This window comes from Streptomyces sp. NPDC020379, from assembly GCF_044387105.1.
GTDB lineage: Bacteria > Actinomycetota > Actinomycetes > Streptomycetales > Streptomycetaceae > Streptomyces.
In genome coordinates this window covers 32,749-48,451 of sequence record NZ_JBIRVR010000029.1, presented here as the reverse complement: position 1 = coordinate 48,451, position 15,703 = coordinate 32,749, and the positions used below count along the sequence as shown (strand labels likewise).

Here is a 15,703-nt window from a genome sequence, read left to right as displayed (position 1 = left end):
CGCCCCGGGGCGCGAGCGCTACGGGCGCTGCCCGACCAGCTCGCGCAGCACGTCCTCCAGGGTCACCAGCCCCACCGGCCGGCCGTCGTCGCCGGTGACCGCGGCGAGGTGGGTGCCGGTGCCGCTCATCGTCGTGATCACGTCGTCGAGCGGGGTCGCCGCCCGGACCGTCGCGATCCGGCGCATCCGCCGCACGGGGAACGGCTGGTCGCGCGGGGTGACGTCCAGCGCGTCCTTCACATGCAGATAGCCGATGAGCCGGCCGGAGTCGTCGAGCACCGGGAAGCGGGAGAAGCCGGACTCGGCGGAGAGCCGCTCCAGCTCCTCGGGTGTGACCCCCAGCGGGGCGGAGACCACCTGCTCGACGGGGGTCACCACATCCTTGACCGGGCGCTTGCCCAGCTCCAGGGCGTCCCGCAGGCGTTCGGTCGCCCGCTCGTCGAGCAGCCCCGCCGCGCTGGAGTCGGCGACGATCCGGGCCAGCTGGTCGTCGGAGTAGGTCGCCGCGACCTCGTCCTTCGGCTCGACCCGCATCAGCTTGAGCAGCGTGTTCGCGAGCGAGTTGATGGTGAAGACCACCGGGCGCAGCGCCCGCGCCAGGGTCACCAGCGGCGGGCCGAGGAGCAGGGCGGTGCGCACCGGCTCGGCGAGCGCGACGTTCTTCGGGACCATCTCGCCGAAGAGCATGTGGAGATAGGTCGCCACGGCCAGCGCGATGACGAACGACACCACGTGGATCAGCCCGCCGGGCAGGCCGACGGCGTGGAAGACCGGCTCCATCAGGTGGGCGATGGCCGGTTCGGCGACCACACCGAGCACCAGGGTGCACAGCGTGATCCCGAGCTGGGCGGCGGCCATCAGGGCCGAGATGTGCCGCAGCCCCCACAGCACGCTGCGGGCCCGCCGGTCGCCCTGGTCGGCGTACGGCTCGATCTGGCTGCGGCGCACGGAGATGAGCGCGAACTCCGCGCCCACGAAGAAGGCGTTGACGACGAGGGTCGCCAGGCCGATGAGCAGCTGGACGACGGTCATCGGCCCGCCTCCTCACCGGTGGGGCGGCCGTGACCGGCGGCGGGGGCCGTCAGCCTGACCCGGGCCGCGCGGCGGCCCGCGGCGTCCGCCACGTCGATCCGCCAGCCCGCGATCTCGACGGTGTCGCCCACGGCCGGGATCCGGCCGAGCTCGGTGGCGACGAGTCCGGCGAGCGTCTCGTACGGGCCGTCCGGCGTCCGCAGCCCGATGATCTCCAGCTGGTCGGTGCGCACGGCGCCGTCCGCGTCGTACAGCCGCCGTCCCTCGCCGTCCGTGCCGGCCGGGGCCAGGTCGGGCAGCTCGTCGGGGTCGTGCTCGTCACGGACCTCGCCGACGACCTCCTCCACGATGTCCTCCAGGGTGACCACGCCGGCCGTGCCGCCGTACTCGTCGATGACGACGGCCATGGTGCGCCGGCCCGACAGCCGGTCCAGCAGCCGGTCCACGGTCAGCGACGTGGGGACGAGCAGCGGCTCGCGCAGCGTCGCGGTGACGGGGTGGTGGCGGCGCTGCTCCGCCGGTATCGCCAGGACGTCCTTGACGTGGGCGGTGCCGATGACGGCGTCGAGGCTGCCGCGGTAGACGGGGAAGCGCGAGAGGCCGGTGGTGCGGGTGGCGTTCACGACGTCCTCGACGGTGGCGTGCGAGTCCAGCGCGGTGACCTGCACGCGGGGCGTCATCACGTTCTCCGCGGTCAGCTCGGCGAGGTTCAGCGTGCGGATGAACAGCTCGGCGGTGTCGGCCTCCAGGGCGCCCTCCTTGGCGGAGTGGCGGGCGAGCGCGGCGAGCTCCTGCGGGCCGCGCGCGGAGGCCAGCTCCTCGGCGGGCTCCAGGCCCATCCGGTGCAGGGTGCGGTTCGCGGTGTTGTTGAGGTGCCGGATCAGCGGGCGGAAGGCGGAGCTGAACGCGCGCTGCGGCCCGGCGACCCTCCTGGCCATCGGGAGCGGGCGCGAGATCGCCCAGTTCTTGGGGACCAGTTCGCCGATCACCATGAGCACGACCGTGGAGAGCACGGTGCCGAGCACCAGCGCGGTCGAGGAGGCCGCGGCCCGGGACAGGCCGAGCGCCTCGACGGGGCCGGTGAGCAGCGCCGCGATCGAGGGCTTGGAGATCATGCCGATGATCAGCCCGGTGACGGTGATCCCGAGCTGGGCGCCGGAGAGCTGGAAGGTCAGGGTGCGCACGGCCTTGAGCGCGCTCTGCGCGCCGCGGTCACCCTGCTCGGCTGCCCGCTCCAGCTCCCCGCGCTCGACGGTGGTGAGCGAGAACTCCGCCGCGACGAAGACGGCGCACGCCAGCGTCAGCAGCAGGGCCACTGCCAGGAGCAGCACTTCCATCATCGGTTCCACACCTCCGTCCCATGATCGGGCAGGGCAGGGAGGATCGCGCGATGTCGGCTACTGGGAGGCTCGCCCATGGGCGGACGCTCACACCTTTCGGGAAGTGAAGGTACGGGTGACCATCCATGGTAAAGGACGAGCAAAGCGGCTCGGGCCCGTGCCCCCACCCGGTGCGGCCGTCAGGTGCGCAGTTCCTCCATGACGGCGGCGAACGCCTCCATGACCGGCTCCAGGACGGTGAAGTAGGTGAAGCCGAACCGCTCGCGGTGGCCGCGCACCTGGTCCGCGATGTCCTTGACCGAGCCCGCCAGCAGCGTCGGGTGCTCGAGCAGTTCGCCCTCGGTGAGCTCCGGGGCGTTCTCGCCCACCTTGCGTGCCATGGCCCGGCGGTCCGCGCCGACGGCCACGATGGGCGACAGGTAGTTCAGCTCGGCCGGCGTCTCACGGCCGGCGGCGAACTCGTGGTAGACGCCCATCCGCTCCTCGATGACGGCCGGGCTCAGCAGCCGCGACTCCCCGGCGGCGGTCGTGGCCACCCCGGTGAACGCCGCGATCTCGGCGTGCCGCGCGGCCAGCCGCAGCATGCGCTTGCCGTTGCCGCCGAGCAGCAGCGGCGGGCGCGGTGCCTGCGCGGGCTGCGGCAGGTGCTCCGGGTCGCCCAGCAGCCGGGCCACCTCGGTGACCGTGTGCTCAAGGTGGTCCACGCGCTCGCCCGGCGAGCCGAACGGCAGCCCCGCTCTGTCGTGCTCCTCCTTCACATAGCCCGCGCCCAGCCCCAGCTCCAGGCGCCCGCCCGTGAGCTGGTCGGTGGTCGCCACCTCGCGCGCGAGCAGGGCGGGGTTCCACAGCCCGGCGTTGAGGACAAAGGTGCCCAGGCGCGGCCGCTCGGTCGCCTCCGCGGCCGCGACCAGCGAGGGGAAGGGCGCGGGCATGCCGAGGTGGTCGGGTACGAGGATGACGTCGTAGCCCAGGGACTCGGCCCGGCGGCACTTCTCGCGCCACTCGGCGGCGGAGCCGGGCGAGAGCATGTTGACGGCGAAACGGAACGGACGTGTCATGAGGGCCCCCTTGATCGTTCTCTGCGCAGACCTTACCGGAGGATCTCTCCGTTTAGCGTTCCGGCCGACCGGTGAGCGGGTTCAAGAAGCGCCGTCGGCCCCGTCCGGCTCGGCCGGGCGCCGGGCCACTCCCAGCACACAGGGCGCGACCGGATTCGGCATCCGGCCCGCGGGGATGCGCAGCCGCCGGTACGCCCCGAGCTCGAAGCCCGCCGCCCCGATCGCCGCCAGCGGATCCCGGGCCGTGTGACAGCCGCCGAAGAGCACCGGCCAGAGCGTGGCGTCCAGCACCCGCTGCACTGTCGCCGGTACCGGCCCCTCCGCCCGGACGTGCTCGAAGAACCGCAGCTCACCGCCCGGCCGCAGGACCCGCCGCAACTCCGTGAGCGCCCGCCGCACATCCCGTACCGAACACAGCACCAGCGACGCCACCGCCGCGTCGAACGCCTCACTCTTGACCGGCAGCGCCTCCGCGGCCCCCGGCACGACGTCGACCGGAACACCCGCGCGGACCGCGGCGTCCACCGCGCGTCTGCGCAGCAGCCGCTCCGGCTCGATCGCCACCACCTCGGACACCGTGTCCGGGTAGTACGCGAAGTTCAGGCCGTTGCCCGCGCCGATCTCGATCACCCGGCCCGACAGCCCGGCCAGCAACTCCCGCCGGTGCGCGGCCATGCCGGCGCGTTCGTCGAGGAGCGGGCTCAGCTTCGCGTAGTACCGGGCGAACACCGGATGGTGCACGGAGTCGTGCGGCGTCGTGGTGGACCGGAGCGACATGGCACACCCCTTCCCGGGGATATGGCGGTTATCGCGATTCTTCCCCCGCCAGGCGCACCCGCACCACATCCGGTGTGTCCAGCGCCGGTGATCTCCCGGGCGCGCCCTTTTCGGGCCTCCTTTTCGTGAGCCTCCCGACGGCCGCTGAGTGACCTGGGTGAAGTCCACCGTGGTCCGGCAGCGCCTTGACGGGGTGCGGGGAGGTGCCGATGTCCGGCTCCGCCGCGTGGGCGCGACCGGCCGCGACGACGACGCGACGACCGGACAGCGGAGAGCGGAGCGCTCAGCCGCGCTGTGCTGCCGCGAAGCGGGCCGCGTCCCACGTGCCGTTCAGCTCCGGCGCCAGCCAGCCGGGCGCCGCGGCGCGGAACTCCGCGGGCGGCAGCGCGCCCGCGCCCTCCGGCACCGCGCCCAGCAGCGGCGCGCCCGCCGCCTCGGGGAGGTCCGCGAGGTTGCAGCGCTCCGCGAGGCCGGGGTCCGCGGGCCAGCTGCCGATCACGACGCCCTGACAGCGCAGACCGCGGGCGCGCAGCGCCTCCGCGGTGAGCGCGGTGACGTTGAGTGTGCCCAGGCCGGCCTGCGCCACGAGCAGCACGGGGGCGGCCAGCAGGCCCGCCACGTCCGCCAGTGTCGAGCCGGCCTCGTCGAACCGGACGAGCAACCCGCCCGCGCCCTCGACCAGGACCAGGTCGTGCTCGGCCGCCAGCCCGGTCGCGGCCCGCTCGGCCTCGCGCGGCCGCACGGGCGCGCGGCCCGCGCGGCGGGCGGCGGTCGCGGGGGCCAACGGGTCGGGGAACCGGGCGAGTTCGCGGCCCGTCACCGGACCGGCGAGCCGCCGCACCTCCGCGATGTCACCGGGCTCTTCCGGGGTGACACCGGTCTGGGCGGGCTTGAGCACGGCGACGGTCCGGCGCGCGGCCGTCGCCGCGGCGGCGACGGCCGCGGTGACGACGGTCTTGCCGACCTCGGTGTTGGTGCCTGTGACGACGAGAACGCTCATGTCTTCCACTTCTTCTCGGGGTGCTCGCGGGTGTCTGCGCGGACCGGCTACGCGACCCGCGCCGCCGCGCGCACCGCCGCGCAGATCCGGGCCACGTCCTCGTCACCCGTCACATACGGCGGCATCGTGTAGATGAGGTTCCGGAACGGGCGGAGCCAGACGCCCTCGCGGACCGCCGCGCGGGTCGCCGCCGCCAGGTCGACCTCGTGGTCCAGCTCGACCACGCCGATCGCGCCGAGCACCCGGACGTCCCGTACCGAGGGCAGCTCGGCCGCGCCGGCGAGGCCGTCGCGCAGGGCGGACTCGATGCGCTTGACCTCCGTCTGCCAGTCCTGGGACAGCAGCAGGTCGACGGACGCGCACGCGACGGCCGCCGCCAGCGGATTGCCCATGAATGTCGGGCCGTGGGCCAGCACCGGGACCTCGCCGCCGGAGATGCCCTCCGCGACCCGCGTCGTGCACAACGTCGCGGCCATCGTGAGATAGCCGCCGGTCAGCGCCTTGCCCAGGCACATCACATCCGGGGTGATCCCCGCGTGCTCCGCCGCGAAGAGCCTGCCCGTACGGCCGAAGCCGGTGGCGATCTCGTCCAGCACCAGCAGCACGCCGTGCGCGTCGCACGCCTCGCGCAGCACGCGCAGATACACCGGGTCGTGGAAGCGCATCCCGCCCGCGCCCTGCATCACCGGCTCCACGATCACGGCGGCCAGCTCGTGCGCGTGGCGCGCGAGGACCTCCCGCAGGTGCGCCGAGTAGGCGTCCACCGCGTCCGTGTCGTAGTCGTGCGGCGGCGCGTCCGCGAACACCTGCCGGGGGAGCGCCCCCGACCACAGCTCGTGCATCCCGCCGTCCGGGTCGCACACGGCCATCGGCTGCCAGGTGTCCCCGTGGTAGCCGCCGCGCCAGGTCATCAGCCGGTGCTTCTCCGGCCGTCCCACCGAGCGCCAGTACTGGAGGCACATCTTCACGGCCACCTCGACCGACACCGAACCGGAGTCGGCGAGGAAGACGTGTTCCAGGCCCTCGGGGGTGATCTCCACCAGGCGGGCCGCGAGCCGCACGGCGGGCTCATGGGTGAGCCCGCCGAACATCACATGGCTCATCCGGCCCAGCTGTTCCCGCGCGGCCGCGTTGAGAACGGGGTGGTTGTAGCCGTGGACGGCGGACCACCACGACGACATCCCGTCGATCAACTCGTCCCTGCCGTGGGCAGGTTCGGCGAGCCGCAGCCGCACCCCCGACGCGGAAGCGACGATCAGCGGCTCCTGACGGCCCGGCATCGGGCCGTACGGGTGCCAGACGTGCTGCCGGTCGAGGGCGAGCAGCTCCCCGGGGGCGAGGGGCTCAGGCATTGGGCGGCAGATCCGTCCCCGCGCCCCGGCGGCGTACGGCGACCAGCTCCGGGCGCACCTCGCCCGGGGCGCCGACCGGAACTGCCGATTCCGCCTCGGGGGTTGCGGTCTCGGGAGCCTTGGCGGCCTCGGCGCCGCCGTCCCCGCACGGCCCGCAGCCGCCACCGCCGTGCCCGCCGCAGTCGCCGGCCGGGGCGCCGGCCAGGGCGTCGGCACGGTGCTCGGGCAGGGTCGTGGTGTCCGCGCCCTCCACCTCGAAGCCCGCGTCCTCGATCATCGCCAGGTCGGCCTTGCCCTCCTGGCCCTCACTGGTCAGATAGTCGCCGAGGAAGATCGAGTTGGCCAGGTGCAGCGCGAGCGGCTGCATCGAGCGCAGGTGCACCTCGCGGCCGCCCGCCAGCCGGACCTCCACATCCGGGCAGACGAACCGCACCATCGCCAGGATCCGCAGCGCGCGCTGCGGGGTGAGGTTCCACTCCTTCGCCAGCGGCGTCCCCTCGAAGGGGATGAGGAAGTTGACCGGCACCGAGTCCGGGTCCAGCTCCCGCAGCGAGAACACCACGTCGACGAGGTCGGCGTCGGTCTCGCCCATGCCCGCGATCAGCCCGGAGCACGCGGACAGGCCGGCCGCCTGCGCCTGCTGCACGGTCTCCACGCGGTCGGCGTAGGTGTGCGTCGTGGTGATGTCGCCGTACGTGGCCTCGGAGGTGTTGAGGTTGTGGTTGTAGGCATCGGCACCCGCGGCGCGCAGCCGCTCCGCCTGCCCGGCGGAGAGCAGCCCGAGGCAGGCGCACACCTCGACGTCCTCGTTCTGCTCCTTGATCGCCTCGATGGTCCGGGTGACCCGCTCCACGTCCCGGTCCGTCGGCCCGCGCCCGCTGGCCACCAGGCAGACGCGCTTCGCGCCGCCCGCGACACCGGCGGCCGCCGCCTGCGACGCCTCCTCCGGCTTCAGCCAGGTGTACTTCAGGATCCCGGCCGTGGAACCGAGCCGTTGCGAGCAGTAGGAGCAGTCCTCGGGGCAGAGCCCGGACTTGAGGTTGACCAGATAGTTGAGCTTCACCCGGCGCCCGAACCACTTGCGGCGCACCTTGCCCGCCGCGGCCACCACATCGAGCAGTTCGTCGTCGGAGGTCGCCAGTACGGCGAGCGCCTCTTCACGGGTCGGCAGCTCCCGCCGCAGCCCCTTGTCCACCAGCGTGTTCAGCAGGTCCATGGCCGAGATCCTTACGCACCGCACCGCCTCGGGCCAATGGAGAGATCGCACAACAGCCCCCTTTTGAGGTGTGTGTATTGCCACACCCTGACCAGGCGCGACGAGGACTACGTTCTATGCACTGCATACAAAGCGGGGCCCGGGGTCCCGCCGTGCTCCCACCCACCGTCGCCCCGCCACGGAAACGACAAGGACGGCCGATGCCCCAGGACCCCTTCGACTGGATCGACCGGCACCACGAACGCCGCCTCGCCGCCGGTCTGGTGCGGGACCTGCGTCCGCGCCCCGCCGATTCGCCGCTGGCCGACCTGGCGGGCAACGACTATCTGGGGCTCACCCGGCACCCGGAGGTCACCGCGGCGGCGGCCGAGGCCGCGCTCCGGTGGGGCGCGGGAGCGACCGGTTCGCGACTGGTCACCGGCAGCACCGCGCTGCACGCCCGGCTGGAGGAGGAACTGGCCGCCTTCTGCGGCTTCGAGGCGGCCCTGGTGTTCTCCTCGGGCTACGCGGCCAACCTCGCCGCCGTCACCGCCCTCACCGGGCCCGCCGAGCACGCGGCCCTCGTGGTCTCCGACGCGGGCAACCACGCCTCGCTCATCGACGGCTGCCGGCTCGCCCGGGCGGAGACCGCGGTGGTCCCGCACGCCGATCCCGACGTGGTCCGCAAGACGCTCGACGCCCACGGCGGCCGCGCGCTGGCCGTCACCGACTCCGTCTTCTCCGTCGACGGCGACGCCGCCCCGCTGGCCGCGCTCGCCGACGCCTGCCGGGCGTACGGCGCGGCCCTGCTCGTGGACGACGCGCACGGCCTGGGAGTCCTCGGCGAGGGCGGCCGCGGGGCCGTGCACGCGGCGGGCCTCGCGGGCGCGGCGGACGTCGTCGCCACCATCACCCTGTCCAAGTCGCTGGGCAGCCAGGGCGGTGCGGTCCTCGGCCCGGCCCGGGTGATCAGGCACCTCGTCAGCAACGCCCGGACCTTCATCTTCGACACCGGCCTCGCCCCGGCGGCCGTGGGCGCGGCCCTGGCGAGCCTCGGGGTGCTGCGCCGCGAGCCGCAGCGCGCGGCGCGCGCCCGGCACGTCGCCCGCGAGCTGTACCGCGGGGTGACGGCCGCGGGCCTCGCAGCCGTACGGCCCGACGCGGCGGTGGTGTCCGTACGGGCGCCGTCCCCCGAGGCGGCGGTGCGCTGGGCGGCCGACTGCCGGGCCGCGGGGCTCGCGGTCGGCTGCTTCCGGCCGCCGTCCGTGCCCGACGGCATCTCGCGGCTGAGGCTGACCGCCCGGGCGGACCTGTCGGACCGGCAGGTCGAGGAGGCGGCCGGCACGGTCGTGAGGACCGCACCGGCCGCCTGAGGGCTCAGGTCGTGCGGTCGGGGGGACGGAGGGAGTCGTCGCGCAGCCCTGCGAGGAAGGAGGACCAGGCGACGGGGGAGAGCAACAGGGCGGACAGGGCGGTGTTCTTCGAGTCGCGCACGGCCAGGAGCCCGGGGGCCAGACCGGCCGTCTCCACGCAGTTGTTCATTCCGGTGCTGTAGCTGCTGCGTCGCCACACTGCGCCGCACAGGGCCGAAGGGGAAGGTACGTACCGAGGCATTGCGGACATGGTGCCTCCTTACGCGCCGTCGTTGATCCCGGCGATGAAATCCAGCGAGTTCTCGTGCGAGAGGGCGTGCGCCCGCAGCGTGGTGAATGCCTCGGCGTACGCCCGGAGGTCTTCTTTCCGCTCGAGGTAGAGGCTACTCGTCAAATGGTCGAGAACAACCACGTCCAGATCAGCAATGCGCGGAAATGAGAAAATAACAAAAGGTCCGGTGATGCCAATATGGCAGCTCCTGGAGAACGGCAGTACATGCAGCCGCACATGACGCTGTGCACCCGTTTCCACCAGGTGTCGCAGTTGCCCGGCCATGACCTCCCGCCCGCCCACCTCGTGGCGGAGCACCGCCTCGTCCAGCACGGCGCACAGCTCCAGCGGGCTGTCGCCGCCCAGCACCGACTGCCGTGCCATGCGCACCCGCACCAGCTTCTCCACCTGCTCCGGCGGCGGGTCGTTGAGCGCCGCACGGGTCACCGCGCGGGCATAGGCGGGAGTCTGGAGGAGGCCCGGCACGACCGTCGTCTCCAGGGTGCGTAACCGCGACGCCTCCGATTCCAGGCTGATGAAGTCGAGATACGCCGGGGGCAGCAGATTGCGGTAGGCGTACCACCAGCCCCGGCGGGCACCCTCCGCATCGGCGGTGCCAGCGCCGCACAGCGCTCCCAGCAGCGCGCGCAGTTCGGGGTCCGACACCCCGTACGCGTCCAGCAGCAGCGCGACGTCCGAGGACTTCACGCCACTGCTGCCGGTCTCGATGCGGCTGACCTTCGACTGGTGCCAGCCCACCGCGTGTGCGGCCTCCAGGCTGGTCAGTCCGGCGAGTTCGCGCTGGCGGCGCAGCTCGCCGCCGAGTTTGCGGCGGCGCACCGCGGGTCCGTTTCGCATAGCCCTGCCTCCGCCTGTGATGAACCCCGTGATGAACGTGGTGTTTCTCGTCAATAGACCAGTGTGCCGTCGGAATCCGGTCTCTCGTCGTAGAGTTCACCGCTTCGAGCGACAGATATATGCAGATGCTGGAGGATCGCCCGCATCACCCCCATTTCCGGTGGCAGGCTGTCGCGCAGAGCCGTCCGGAAGTGCTCTCGACTTCACGACGCATTGCGTCGGAGTCCGCTCCCGGCGGGAAAGGGACAGCGCCATGGCAGATCACCAAGAAGCCACCGTCACCCTGCCGAGCGCCCCCGCCTCGGTCTCCACCGCGCGCCGCTATGTGGCCGGCGTGCTCGCGGACTGGGGGCTGCCGGGTGGCACGGACGCCGCCGAGACCGTGCGGCTGATCGTCTCCGAGCTCGCCACCAACGCCGTGCAGCACACCCGCGGCCAGTCGCCCACCTTCACCGTCGAGGTCCGGCTCGACCTCGACCGGCAGTTGCGGATCGGGGTCACCGACAGCCACCCGTGCCTCCCCCGCAGACTGCCCGCCGCCGTACAGCAGGACAACGGGCGGGGCCTGGTCATCATCCGCTGCCTCACCGCGGAGCGCGGGGGAAGGGTCTTCTTCACCCCGAACCCGGACGGCGGCAAGACCGTATGGATCTCGCTGCCCTGGACCGTGCCCGCCCTCAGCGCCGAACGGTGAGGGCGGGACCGGGGCCCCGCACGGCGTGCGGGGCCCCGGTGCGGCATCGCGGCCGCCTCCTGCCGCTGTGTGTGCCGACGGGTCAGTTCACCCGGCCGTAGCGGACGTTGTTCGTCCAGATCCGCTCCAGGCGGACCACCGCTCCGGTCTTGGGCGCGTGCCAGATCCTGCCGCCGCCCGCGTATATCCCCACGTGGTAGATGCCCTGGCCGGAGACGAAGAACACCAGGTCACCGGCTTCGCGGGCGGAGCGGGAGATATGGGTGGTCCGGTTGTACTGCTCGGCGGCGGTGCGGGGCAGGGTCTTCCCGGCCCGCTTGAAGGAGTAGAGGGTCAGGCCCGAGCAGTCGAAGCGGTAAGGGCCGGTCGCGCCCCACTGATAGGGGGAACCCTGTTTCGAGGCCGCGATGTGCAGTGCGTCGGTGGCGACGGTCGATGCCTCGGCTCCCGTCGCGCCGCCCGGCACCAGCACCGTGGCGCCGACGGCGGCGAGCGTGAGCGCGGAGGCCGCGCCGGCCCTGGACATCATTGACGGACGTTTGTGCGCGCCCATGTGCCAACCCTTCGTCAGCCGCCTGTGAAGGATGACCTGTCGGGTTCGGGCAGGCGAAGATGCCCGGCCGTGTCAACGGCTTCACCCCAAGGGCCGACCGCACTACTCTTGGTCGTCCCACCGTGCTCGGGTCCTCCATCCCCACCGGTGCGTTCGTTCGACCCGGCATCCAGGCAGCGGCGGGGTTCGGCGTCCGCCTGGACCGCCCCGCCGGGATGGCGGGGTCTTGTCGTCGACCGGATCTTGGCGCAGCCCAGGTACGGATTCCGAGTGGAACCAGAGGTATGTGAGGCTGCTCACTCCCGGGCAATTCCGCTGGACACGGCGGGGATTGTCCGTTTCGGCGAAGCCCTGTTGAGCCCCTGGCCTGGGGGCCCGCGGCACCGCTCCGGCGCGGCGTGCGTGCCCGGTTGACATCGATCACCGCGCGTCGTCTACGACGCCGTCCGGCGTCTGGGGGAGCAGTGTTTATTCACCCGCCGACCCGTGATGCACGGGCGCGGGCGGGAGCGTGAGCGGGACCGCGCCCCGGACGCGCCGACGCGCCCCGGGCCGGACCGGCAACGGGCGTGCCAGGCGGCTCCCGGGCAACTCCCGCCCACCGCCCTCGAACGCGGCTGCGAGGGCTTCGCCGGGCCCGGCGCGGGCGACGCGCGCGGTCTGCGGCGCCCGTAGCCCGTCGTACGTGTCATGCGGGTGGAGCGGAGTGATCCGGCCCAGAAGATCCAGTAGTTGCAGACGGCAGCGGCATGAAGGCCCCGCCCGGATCACCGGTTTCGTCCCCCTGGCCCCTCCGGCCTCCTGTGACACCTCTGGCCATGGATGCGCAAAGAGTCAGTTAACACGTGGGAAAAGCTTCCGCTCTAATCTGCAATCCCTGGTCGTCCGATGAAGAACCCCAGGTCAAAGGTGTGTAGAACTCTTGTGTGCCCCCGTTGGGTTCGCTGGGGGTACCGGTTCGTCAGTGAGGTGGACGCATGCAACTCTCCCCGCATGAGCAGGAACGCCTGCTTCTCCATGTGGCCGCCGACGTAGCCGAGAAGCGCCGGGCCCGTGGGGTGCTCCTCAACCACCCCGAGGCGGTGGCCCTGATCACCGTGCACGTCCTCGAAGGCGCCCGCGACGGCCGGACCGTCGCCGAGCTCATGTCCTCCGGGCGCAAGGTGCTCAGCCGCGCCGAGGTGATGAGCGGCATACCCGAGATGATCCACGAGGTCCAGGTGGAGGCCACCTTCCCGGACGGCACCAAGCTCGTCACCGTGCACGAGCCCATCGGCTGAAGGGAAGACCGCCATGATTCCCGGAGAGATCCTGCTCGCCGCCGACCCCGTACCCCTCAACCAGGGGCTCCACCGCACCCGGCTCACCGTGCTCAACGCCGCCGACCGGCCCGTGCAGGTCGGCTCGCACTACCACTTCGCCGAGGCCAACCCGGGCCTCGACTTCGACCGCGCCGCCGCCCGCGGCAAGCGGCTCGACATCGCCGCGGGCACCGCCGTGCGCTTCGAGCCCGGCATCCCCGTCGAGGTCGGCCTGGTGCCGATCGCCGGCAAGCGCATCGTCGAGGGACTGCGCGGCGAGTGCGGAGGACCGCTCGATGACTGAGCTCAGCCGGGCCGCGTACGCCGATCTGTTCGGCCCGACGGCGGGGGACCGCATCCGCCTCGCCGACACCGACCTCCTGATCGAGATCGAGGAGGACCGCAGCGGAGGCCCCGGCCACGCCGGTGACGAAGCGGTCTTCGGCGGCGGCAAGGTCATCCGGGAGTCCATGGGACAGTCCCGTGCGACCCGCGCCGACGGCGCCCCCGACACCGTCGTCACCGGCGCCGTCGTCCTCGACCACTGGGGCGTCGTCAAGGCCGACATCGGCATCCGTGACGGCCGCATCACCGGCATCGGCAAGGCCGGCAACCCCGACACCATGGACGGCGTCCACCCCGACCTCGTCATCGGCCCCGAGACCGAGATCATCGCGGGCAACGGCAAGATCCTCACCGCCGGGGCCGTCGACGCCCACGTCCACTTCATCTGCCCGCAGATCGCGGACGAGGCCCTCGCCTCCGGCGTCACCACGCTCGTCGGCGGCGGCACCGGCCCGGCGGAGGGCAGCAAGGCCACCACCATCACCCCCGGCTCCTGGCACCTTGCCCGGATGTTCGAGGCGATGGAGGGCTACCCGCTGAACGTCGGCTTCCTCGGCAAGGGCAACACCGTCTCCTACGACTCCATGCGCGCCCAGCTGCGCGCCGGAGCCGTCGGTTTCAAGATCCACGAGGACTGGGGCGCGACCCCCGCCGTCATCGACGCCTGCCTGGCCGTCTGTGAGGAGAGCGGCGCCCAGCTCGCCATCCACACCGACACGCTCAACGAGGCGGGCTTCGTCGGCGACACCCTCGCCGCGATCGCCGGACGCACCCTGCACGCCTATCACACCGAGGGCGCGGGCGGCGGGCACGCGCCCGACATCATCACCGTCGTCTCCGAGGCCAACGTTCTCCCCAGCTCCACCAACCCGACCCGCCCGCACACCGTCAACACCGTCGACGAACACCTCGACATGCTGATGGTCTGTCACCACCTCAACCCCGCCGTGCCGGAGGACCTCGCCTTCGCCGAGTCCCGCATCAGGCCCGGCACCATCGCCGCCGAGGACGTCCTGCACGACCTCGGCGCCATCTCGATCATCTCCTCCGACTCCCAGGCGATGGGCCGCGTCGGCGAGATCGTGCTGCGCACCTGGCAGACGGCGCACGTGATGAAGCGGCGGCGCGGCGCCCTGCCGGGGGACGGCGCCGCCGACAACCGGCGGGCCCGGCGCTATGTCGCCAAATACACCATCAACCCGGCCGTCGCGCAGGGCCTCGACCACGAGATCGGCTCCGTCGAGACCGGCAAGCTCGCCGACCTCGTGCTGTGGGAACCGGCGTTCTTCGGCGTCAAGCCGCTGCTCGTCATCAAGGGCGGCCAGATCGCGTACGCGCAGATGGGCGACGCGAACGCGTCCATCCCCACCCCGCAGCCGATCCTGCCGCGGCCCATGTACGGTGCCGTGGGGCGCGCCCCCGCCGCCAACTCCCTGAACTTCGTCACCCAGTGGGCCCTCGACGACGGCCTCCCCGAGCGGCTCGGCCTCGGCAAGCGCTTCACCCCGATCCGCGGCACGCGCGGCGTCACCAAGGCGGACATGCGCAACAACGACGCCCGCCCCCGGGTGGAGGTCGACCCCGACACCTTCACGGTCACGGTCGACGGCGACGTGATCGAACCACAGCCGGTGGCGGAACTGCCCATGGCACAGCGCTACTTCCTCTTCTGATGGCGGCGGGGGAGACCGGGGCGCCGGCGGGCTCGCGGGCCGCGCTGCTCGTCCTCGCCGACGGGCGCTTCCCCGCCGGAGGCCACGCGCACTCCGGCGGCGCCGAGGCAGCCGTCAAGGCGGGCCGCGTCCGGGACGCGGCCACCCTGGAGACGTTCTGCCGGGGGCGGCTGCACACCGCGGGGCTCACCGCGGCCGGGCTCGCCGCCGCGGCCGCCGCGGGCCTCGACCCGCTCACGCTCGACGAGGCCGCCGACGCCCGCACCCCCTCACCGGCCCTGCGTGCCGCCGCGCGCCGGCTGGGGCGGCAGCTGACCCGCGCCGTACGGGCCACGTGGCCCTCGCCCGAACTGGAAGCGCTGGTGGCGGCCCGGCCGCGCGGCGCCCACCAGCCGATCGTGCTCGGGCTGGCCGCCCGCGCCGCCGGGCTGACTGCGCTGGACGCCGCGTACGCCGCCGTCTACGAGTCGGTCAGCGGACCGGCCACGGCGGTCGTACGGCTGCTCGGCCTCGATCCCTTCGACGCGACAGGCGTGCTGGCCCGGCTGGCGCCGGAGCTGGACGCCGTCGCGGCGCGGGCGGCCGCCGCGGCGAGTGAGGGGCTGGACGCGCTTCCGGCGGGCGGGGCGCCCTTGCTCGACATCATGGCGGAGCACCACGCGGCGTGGCCGGTCCGCTTGTTCGCGACGTAGGAGGGGGACAGTCCTGTCTTCCCTGCCCCGCCCCTCCCCGGCGTATCCCATACGCGACCGCGCCGCGTTGGGGGGCAAGCCCCGGCCCTCGGGGTACGCACTCAGCCTGTCCGGCGTTCGAGGACGTGCCCGCGGGGCGCGTCCGCCGCGGGCGGCGACACCACAGACACCCATCACCGAACCCCCGGA

At 72.9% G+C, this 15,703-nt stretch carries 16 protein-coding genes and 1 riboswitch; of the genes, 6 read left to right on the top strand and 10 right to left on the bottom strand.

The features are described 5' to 3' along the window. Window positions 1-18: 18 nt before the first annotated feature. The 7 genes from ACH427_RS28795 to bioB form a co-directional block, all read right to left on the bottom strand. Complete coding sequence (locus ACH427_RS28795) at window positions 19-1,032, bottom strand: hemolysin family protein (RefSeq protein ID WP_398874093.1); 1,014 nt, start codon at window positions 1,030-1,032, stop codon at window positions 19-21. Continuing rightward, on the bottom strand, window positions 1,029-2,372 hold the full coding sequence (locus ACH427_RS28790) for a hemolysin family protein (protein ID WP_398874091.1): 1,344 nt from the start codon (window positions 2,370-2,372) through the stop codon (window positions 1,029-1,031). Before ACH427_RS28790 ends, ACH427_RS28795 begins: the two co-directional genes overlap by 4 nt. A gap of 179 nt (window positions 2,373-2,551) precedes the next feature. After that, the gene (locus tag ACH427_RS28785) at window positions 2,552-3,430 is read right to left on the bottom strand and encodes a TIGR03621 family F420-dependent LLM class oxidoreductase (protein ID WP_398874089.1); all 879 of its coding nucleotides are present in this window, start codon (window positions 3,428-3,430) and stop codon (window positions 2,552-2,554) included. A gap of 81 nt (window positions 3,431-3,511) precedes the next feature. Continuing rightward, window positions 3,512-4,207, bottom strand: coding sequence for a class I SAM-dependent methyltransferase (locus ACH427_RS28780; protein ID WP_398874087.1), 696 nt, complete (start codon window positions 4,205-4,207; stop codon window positions 3,512-3,514). 283 nt (window positions 4,208-4,490) lie between these two features. Then, window positions 4,491-5,207, bottom strand: coding sequence for a dethiobiotin synthase (gene bioD, locus ACH427_RS28775; RefSeq protein WP_398874085.1), 717 nt, complete (start codon window positions 5,205-5,207; stop codon window positions 4,491-4,493). Window positions 5,208-5,254: 47 nt separating this feature from the next. Continuing rightward, complete coding sequence (locus tag ACH427_RS28770) at window positions 5,255-6,559, bottom strand: adenosylmethionine--8-amino-7-oxononanoate transaminase (RefSeq protein ID WP_398874083.1); 1,305 nt, start codon at window positions 6,557-6,559, stop codon at window positions 5,255-5,257. Continuing rightward, window positions 6,552-7,775 carry a biotin synthase BioB gene (bioB, locus tag ACH427_RS28765; RefSeq protein ID WP_398874081.1) on the bottom strand — a complete coding sequence of 408 codons (1,224 nt, stop codon included), beginning with the start codon at window positions 7,773-7,775 and terminating at the stop codon, window positions 6,552-6,554. The genes ACH427_RS28770 and bioB overlap by 8 nt, the downstream gene beginning before the upstream one ends. 200 nt (window positions 7,776-7,975) lie before the next feature. Here bioB and ACH427_RS28760 point away from each other — a divergent pair, with 200 nt between their 5' ends. Then, the gene (locus tag ACH427_RS28760; RefSeq protein ID WP_398874079.1) at window positions 7,976-9,127 is read left to right on the top strand and encodes an 8-amino-7-oxononanoate synthase; all 1,152 of its coding nucleotides are present in this window, start codon (window positions 7,976-7,978) and stop codon (window positions 9,125-9,127) included. 4 nt (window positions 9,128-9,131) lie between these two features. Here the strand turns inward: ACH427_RS28760 and ACH427_RS28755 are convergent, their stop codons facing one another. Both ACH427_RS28755 and ACH427_RS28750 read right to left on the bottom strand, forming a co-directional pair. Continuing rightward, window positions 9,132-9,377 carry a DUF397 domain-containing protein gene (locus ACH427_RS28755; protein WP_398874077.1) on the bottom strand — a complete coding sequence of 82 codons (246 nt, stop codon included), beginning with the start codon at window positions 9,375-9,377 and terminating at the stop codon, window positions 9,132-9,134. Between the two features lie 9 nt (window positions 9,378-9,386). Next, complete coding sequence (locus ACH427_RS28750) at window positions 9,387-10,256, bottom strand: helix-turn-helix domain-containing protein (protein ID WP_398874075.1); 870 nt, start codon at window positions 10,254-10,256, stop codon at window positions 9,387-9,389. Window positions 10,257-10,509: 253 nt separating this feature from the next. On the opposite strand from ACH427_RS28750, the gene ACH427_RS28745 reads away from it, so the two are divergent. After that, the gene (locus ACH427_RS28745; RefSeq protein WP_398874073.1) at window positions 10,510-10,950 is read left to right on the top strand and encodes an ATP-binding protein; all 441 of its coding nucleotides are present in this window, start codon (window positions 10,510-10,512) and stop codon (window positions 10,948-10,950) included. A gap of 82 nt (window positions 10,951-11,032) precedes the next feature. On the opposite strand, the gene ACH427_RS28740 is transcribed toward ACH427_RS28745, so the two are convergent. Beyond that, on the bottom strand, window positions 11,033-11,503 hold the full coding sequence (locus ACH427_RS28740; protein ID WP_398874070.1) for a C40 family peptidase: 471 nt from the start codon (window positions 11,501-11,503) through the stop codon (window positions 11,033-11,035). Window positions 11,504-11,507: 4 nt separating this feature from the next. Next, a riboswitch (cyclic di-AMP (ydaO/yuaA leader) is annotated at window positions 11,508-11,705 on the bottom strand. A 775-nt stretch (window positions 11,706-12,480) separates the two neighbouring features. Between ACH427_RS28740 and ACH427_RS28735 the strand changes: the two genes are divergently transcribed. The 4 genes from ACH427_RS28735 to ACH427_RS28720 are packed head-to-tail and all read left to right on the top strand — an operon-like array spanning window position 12,481 to window position 15,514. After that, window positions 12,481-12,783 (top strand): urease subunit gamma, encoded by a 303-nt coding sequence (locus tag ACH427_RS28735; RefSeq protein ID WP_398874068.1) that lies wholly within the window; start codon window positions 12,481-12,483, stop codon window positions 12,781-12,783. A gap of 13 nt (window positions 12,784-12,796) precedes the next feature. After that, window positions 12,797-13,108, top strand: coding sequence for an urease subunit beta (locus tag ACH427_RS28730; protein ID WP_398874066.1), 312 nt, complete (start codon window positions 12,797-12,799; stop codon window positions 13,106-13,108). Then, window positions 13,101-14,822, top strand: a complete 1,722-nt coding sequence (locus ACH427_RS28725; RefSeq protein WP_398874064.1) for an urease subunit alpha — start codon at window positions 13,101-13,103, stop codon at window positions 14,820-14,822. Before ACH427_RS28730 ends, ACH427_RS28725 begins: the two co-directional genes overlap by 8 nt. Then, a complete protein-coding gene (locus ACH427_RS28720) occupies window positions 14,822-15,514 on the top strand; it encodes an urease accessory protein UreF (protein WP_398874062.1) in 693 nt (230 codons plus the stop codon). The genes ACH427_RS28725 and ACH427_RS28720 overlap by 1 nt, the downstream gene beginning before the upstream one ends. Window positions 15,515-15,703: the final 189 nt, after the last annotated feature.

What these genes read in the sequence shown, in the direction of transcription:
- ACH427_RS28795 (WP_398874093.1), bottom strand. Translation starts at nt 1,032, where the DNA reads ATGACCGTCGTCCAGCTGCTCATCGGCCTGGCGACCCTCGTCGTCAAC.
- ACH427_RS28790 (WP_398874091.1), bottom strand. Translation starts at nt 2,372, where the DNA reads ATGATGGAAGTGCTGCTCCTGGCAGTGGCCCTGCTGCTGACGCTGGCG.
- ACH427_RS28785 (WP_398874089.1), bottom strand. Translation starts at nt 3,430, where the DNA reads ATGACACGTCCGTTCCGTTTCGCCGTCAACATGCTCTCGCCCGGCTCC.
- ACH427_RS28780 (WP_398874087.1), bottom strand. Translation starts at nt 4,207, where the DNA reads ATGTCGCTCCGGTCCACCACGACGCCGCACGACTCCGTGCACCATCCG.
- bioD (WP_398874085.1), bottom strand. Translation starts at nt 5,207, where the DNA reads ATGAGCGTTCTCGTCGTCACAGGCACCAACACCGAGGTCGGCAAGACC.
- ACH427_RS28770 (WP_398874083.1), bottom strand. Translation starts at nt 6,559, where the DNA reads ATGCCTGAGCCCCTCGCCCCCGGGGAGCTGCTCGCCCTCGACCGGCAG.
- bioB (WP_398874081.1), bottom strand. Translation starts at nt 7,775, where the DNA reads ATGGACCTGCTGAACACGCTGGTGGACAAGGGGCTGCGGCGGGAGCTG.
- ACH427_RS28760 (WP_398874079.1), top strand. Translation starts at nt 7,976, where the DNA reads ATGCCCCAGGACCCCTTCGACTGGATCGACCGGCACCACGAACGCCGC.
- ACH427_RS28755 (WP_398874077.1), bottom strand. Translation starts at nt 9,377, where the DNA reads ATGTCCGCAATGCCTCGGTACGTACCTTCCCCTTCGGCCCTGTGCGGC.
- ACH427_RS28750 (WP_398874075.1), bottom strand. Translation starts at nt 10,256, where the DNA reads ATGCGAAACGGACCCGCGGTGCGCCGCCGCAAACTCGGCGGCGAGCTG.
- ACH427_RS28745 (WP_398874073.1), top strand. Translation starts at nt 10,510, where the DNA reads ATGGCAGATCACCAAGAAGCCACCGTCACCCTGCCGAGCGCCCCCGCC.
- ACH427_RS28740 (WP_398874070.1), bottom strand. Translation starts at nt 11,503, where the DNA reads ATGGGCGCGCACAAACGTCCGTCAATGATGTCCAGGGCCGGCGCGGCC.
- ACH427_RS28735 (WP_398874068.1), top strand. Translation starts at nt 12,481, where the DNA reads ATGCAACTCTCCCCGCATGAGCAGGAACGCCTGCTTCTCCATGTGGCC.
- ACH427_RS28730 (WP_398874066.1), top strand. Translation starts at nt 12,797, where the DNA reads ATGATTCCCGGAGAGATCCTGCTCGCCGCCGACCCCGTACCCCTCAAC.
- ACH427_RS28725 (WP_398874064.1), top strand. Translation starts at nt 13,101, where the DNA reads ATGACTGAGCTCAGCCGGGCCGCGTACGCCGATCTGTTCGGCCCGACG.
- ACH427_RS28720 (WP_398874062.1), top strand. Translation starts at nt 14,822, where the DNA reads ATGGCGGCGGGGGAGACCGGGGCGCCGGCGGGCTCGCGGGCCGCGCTG.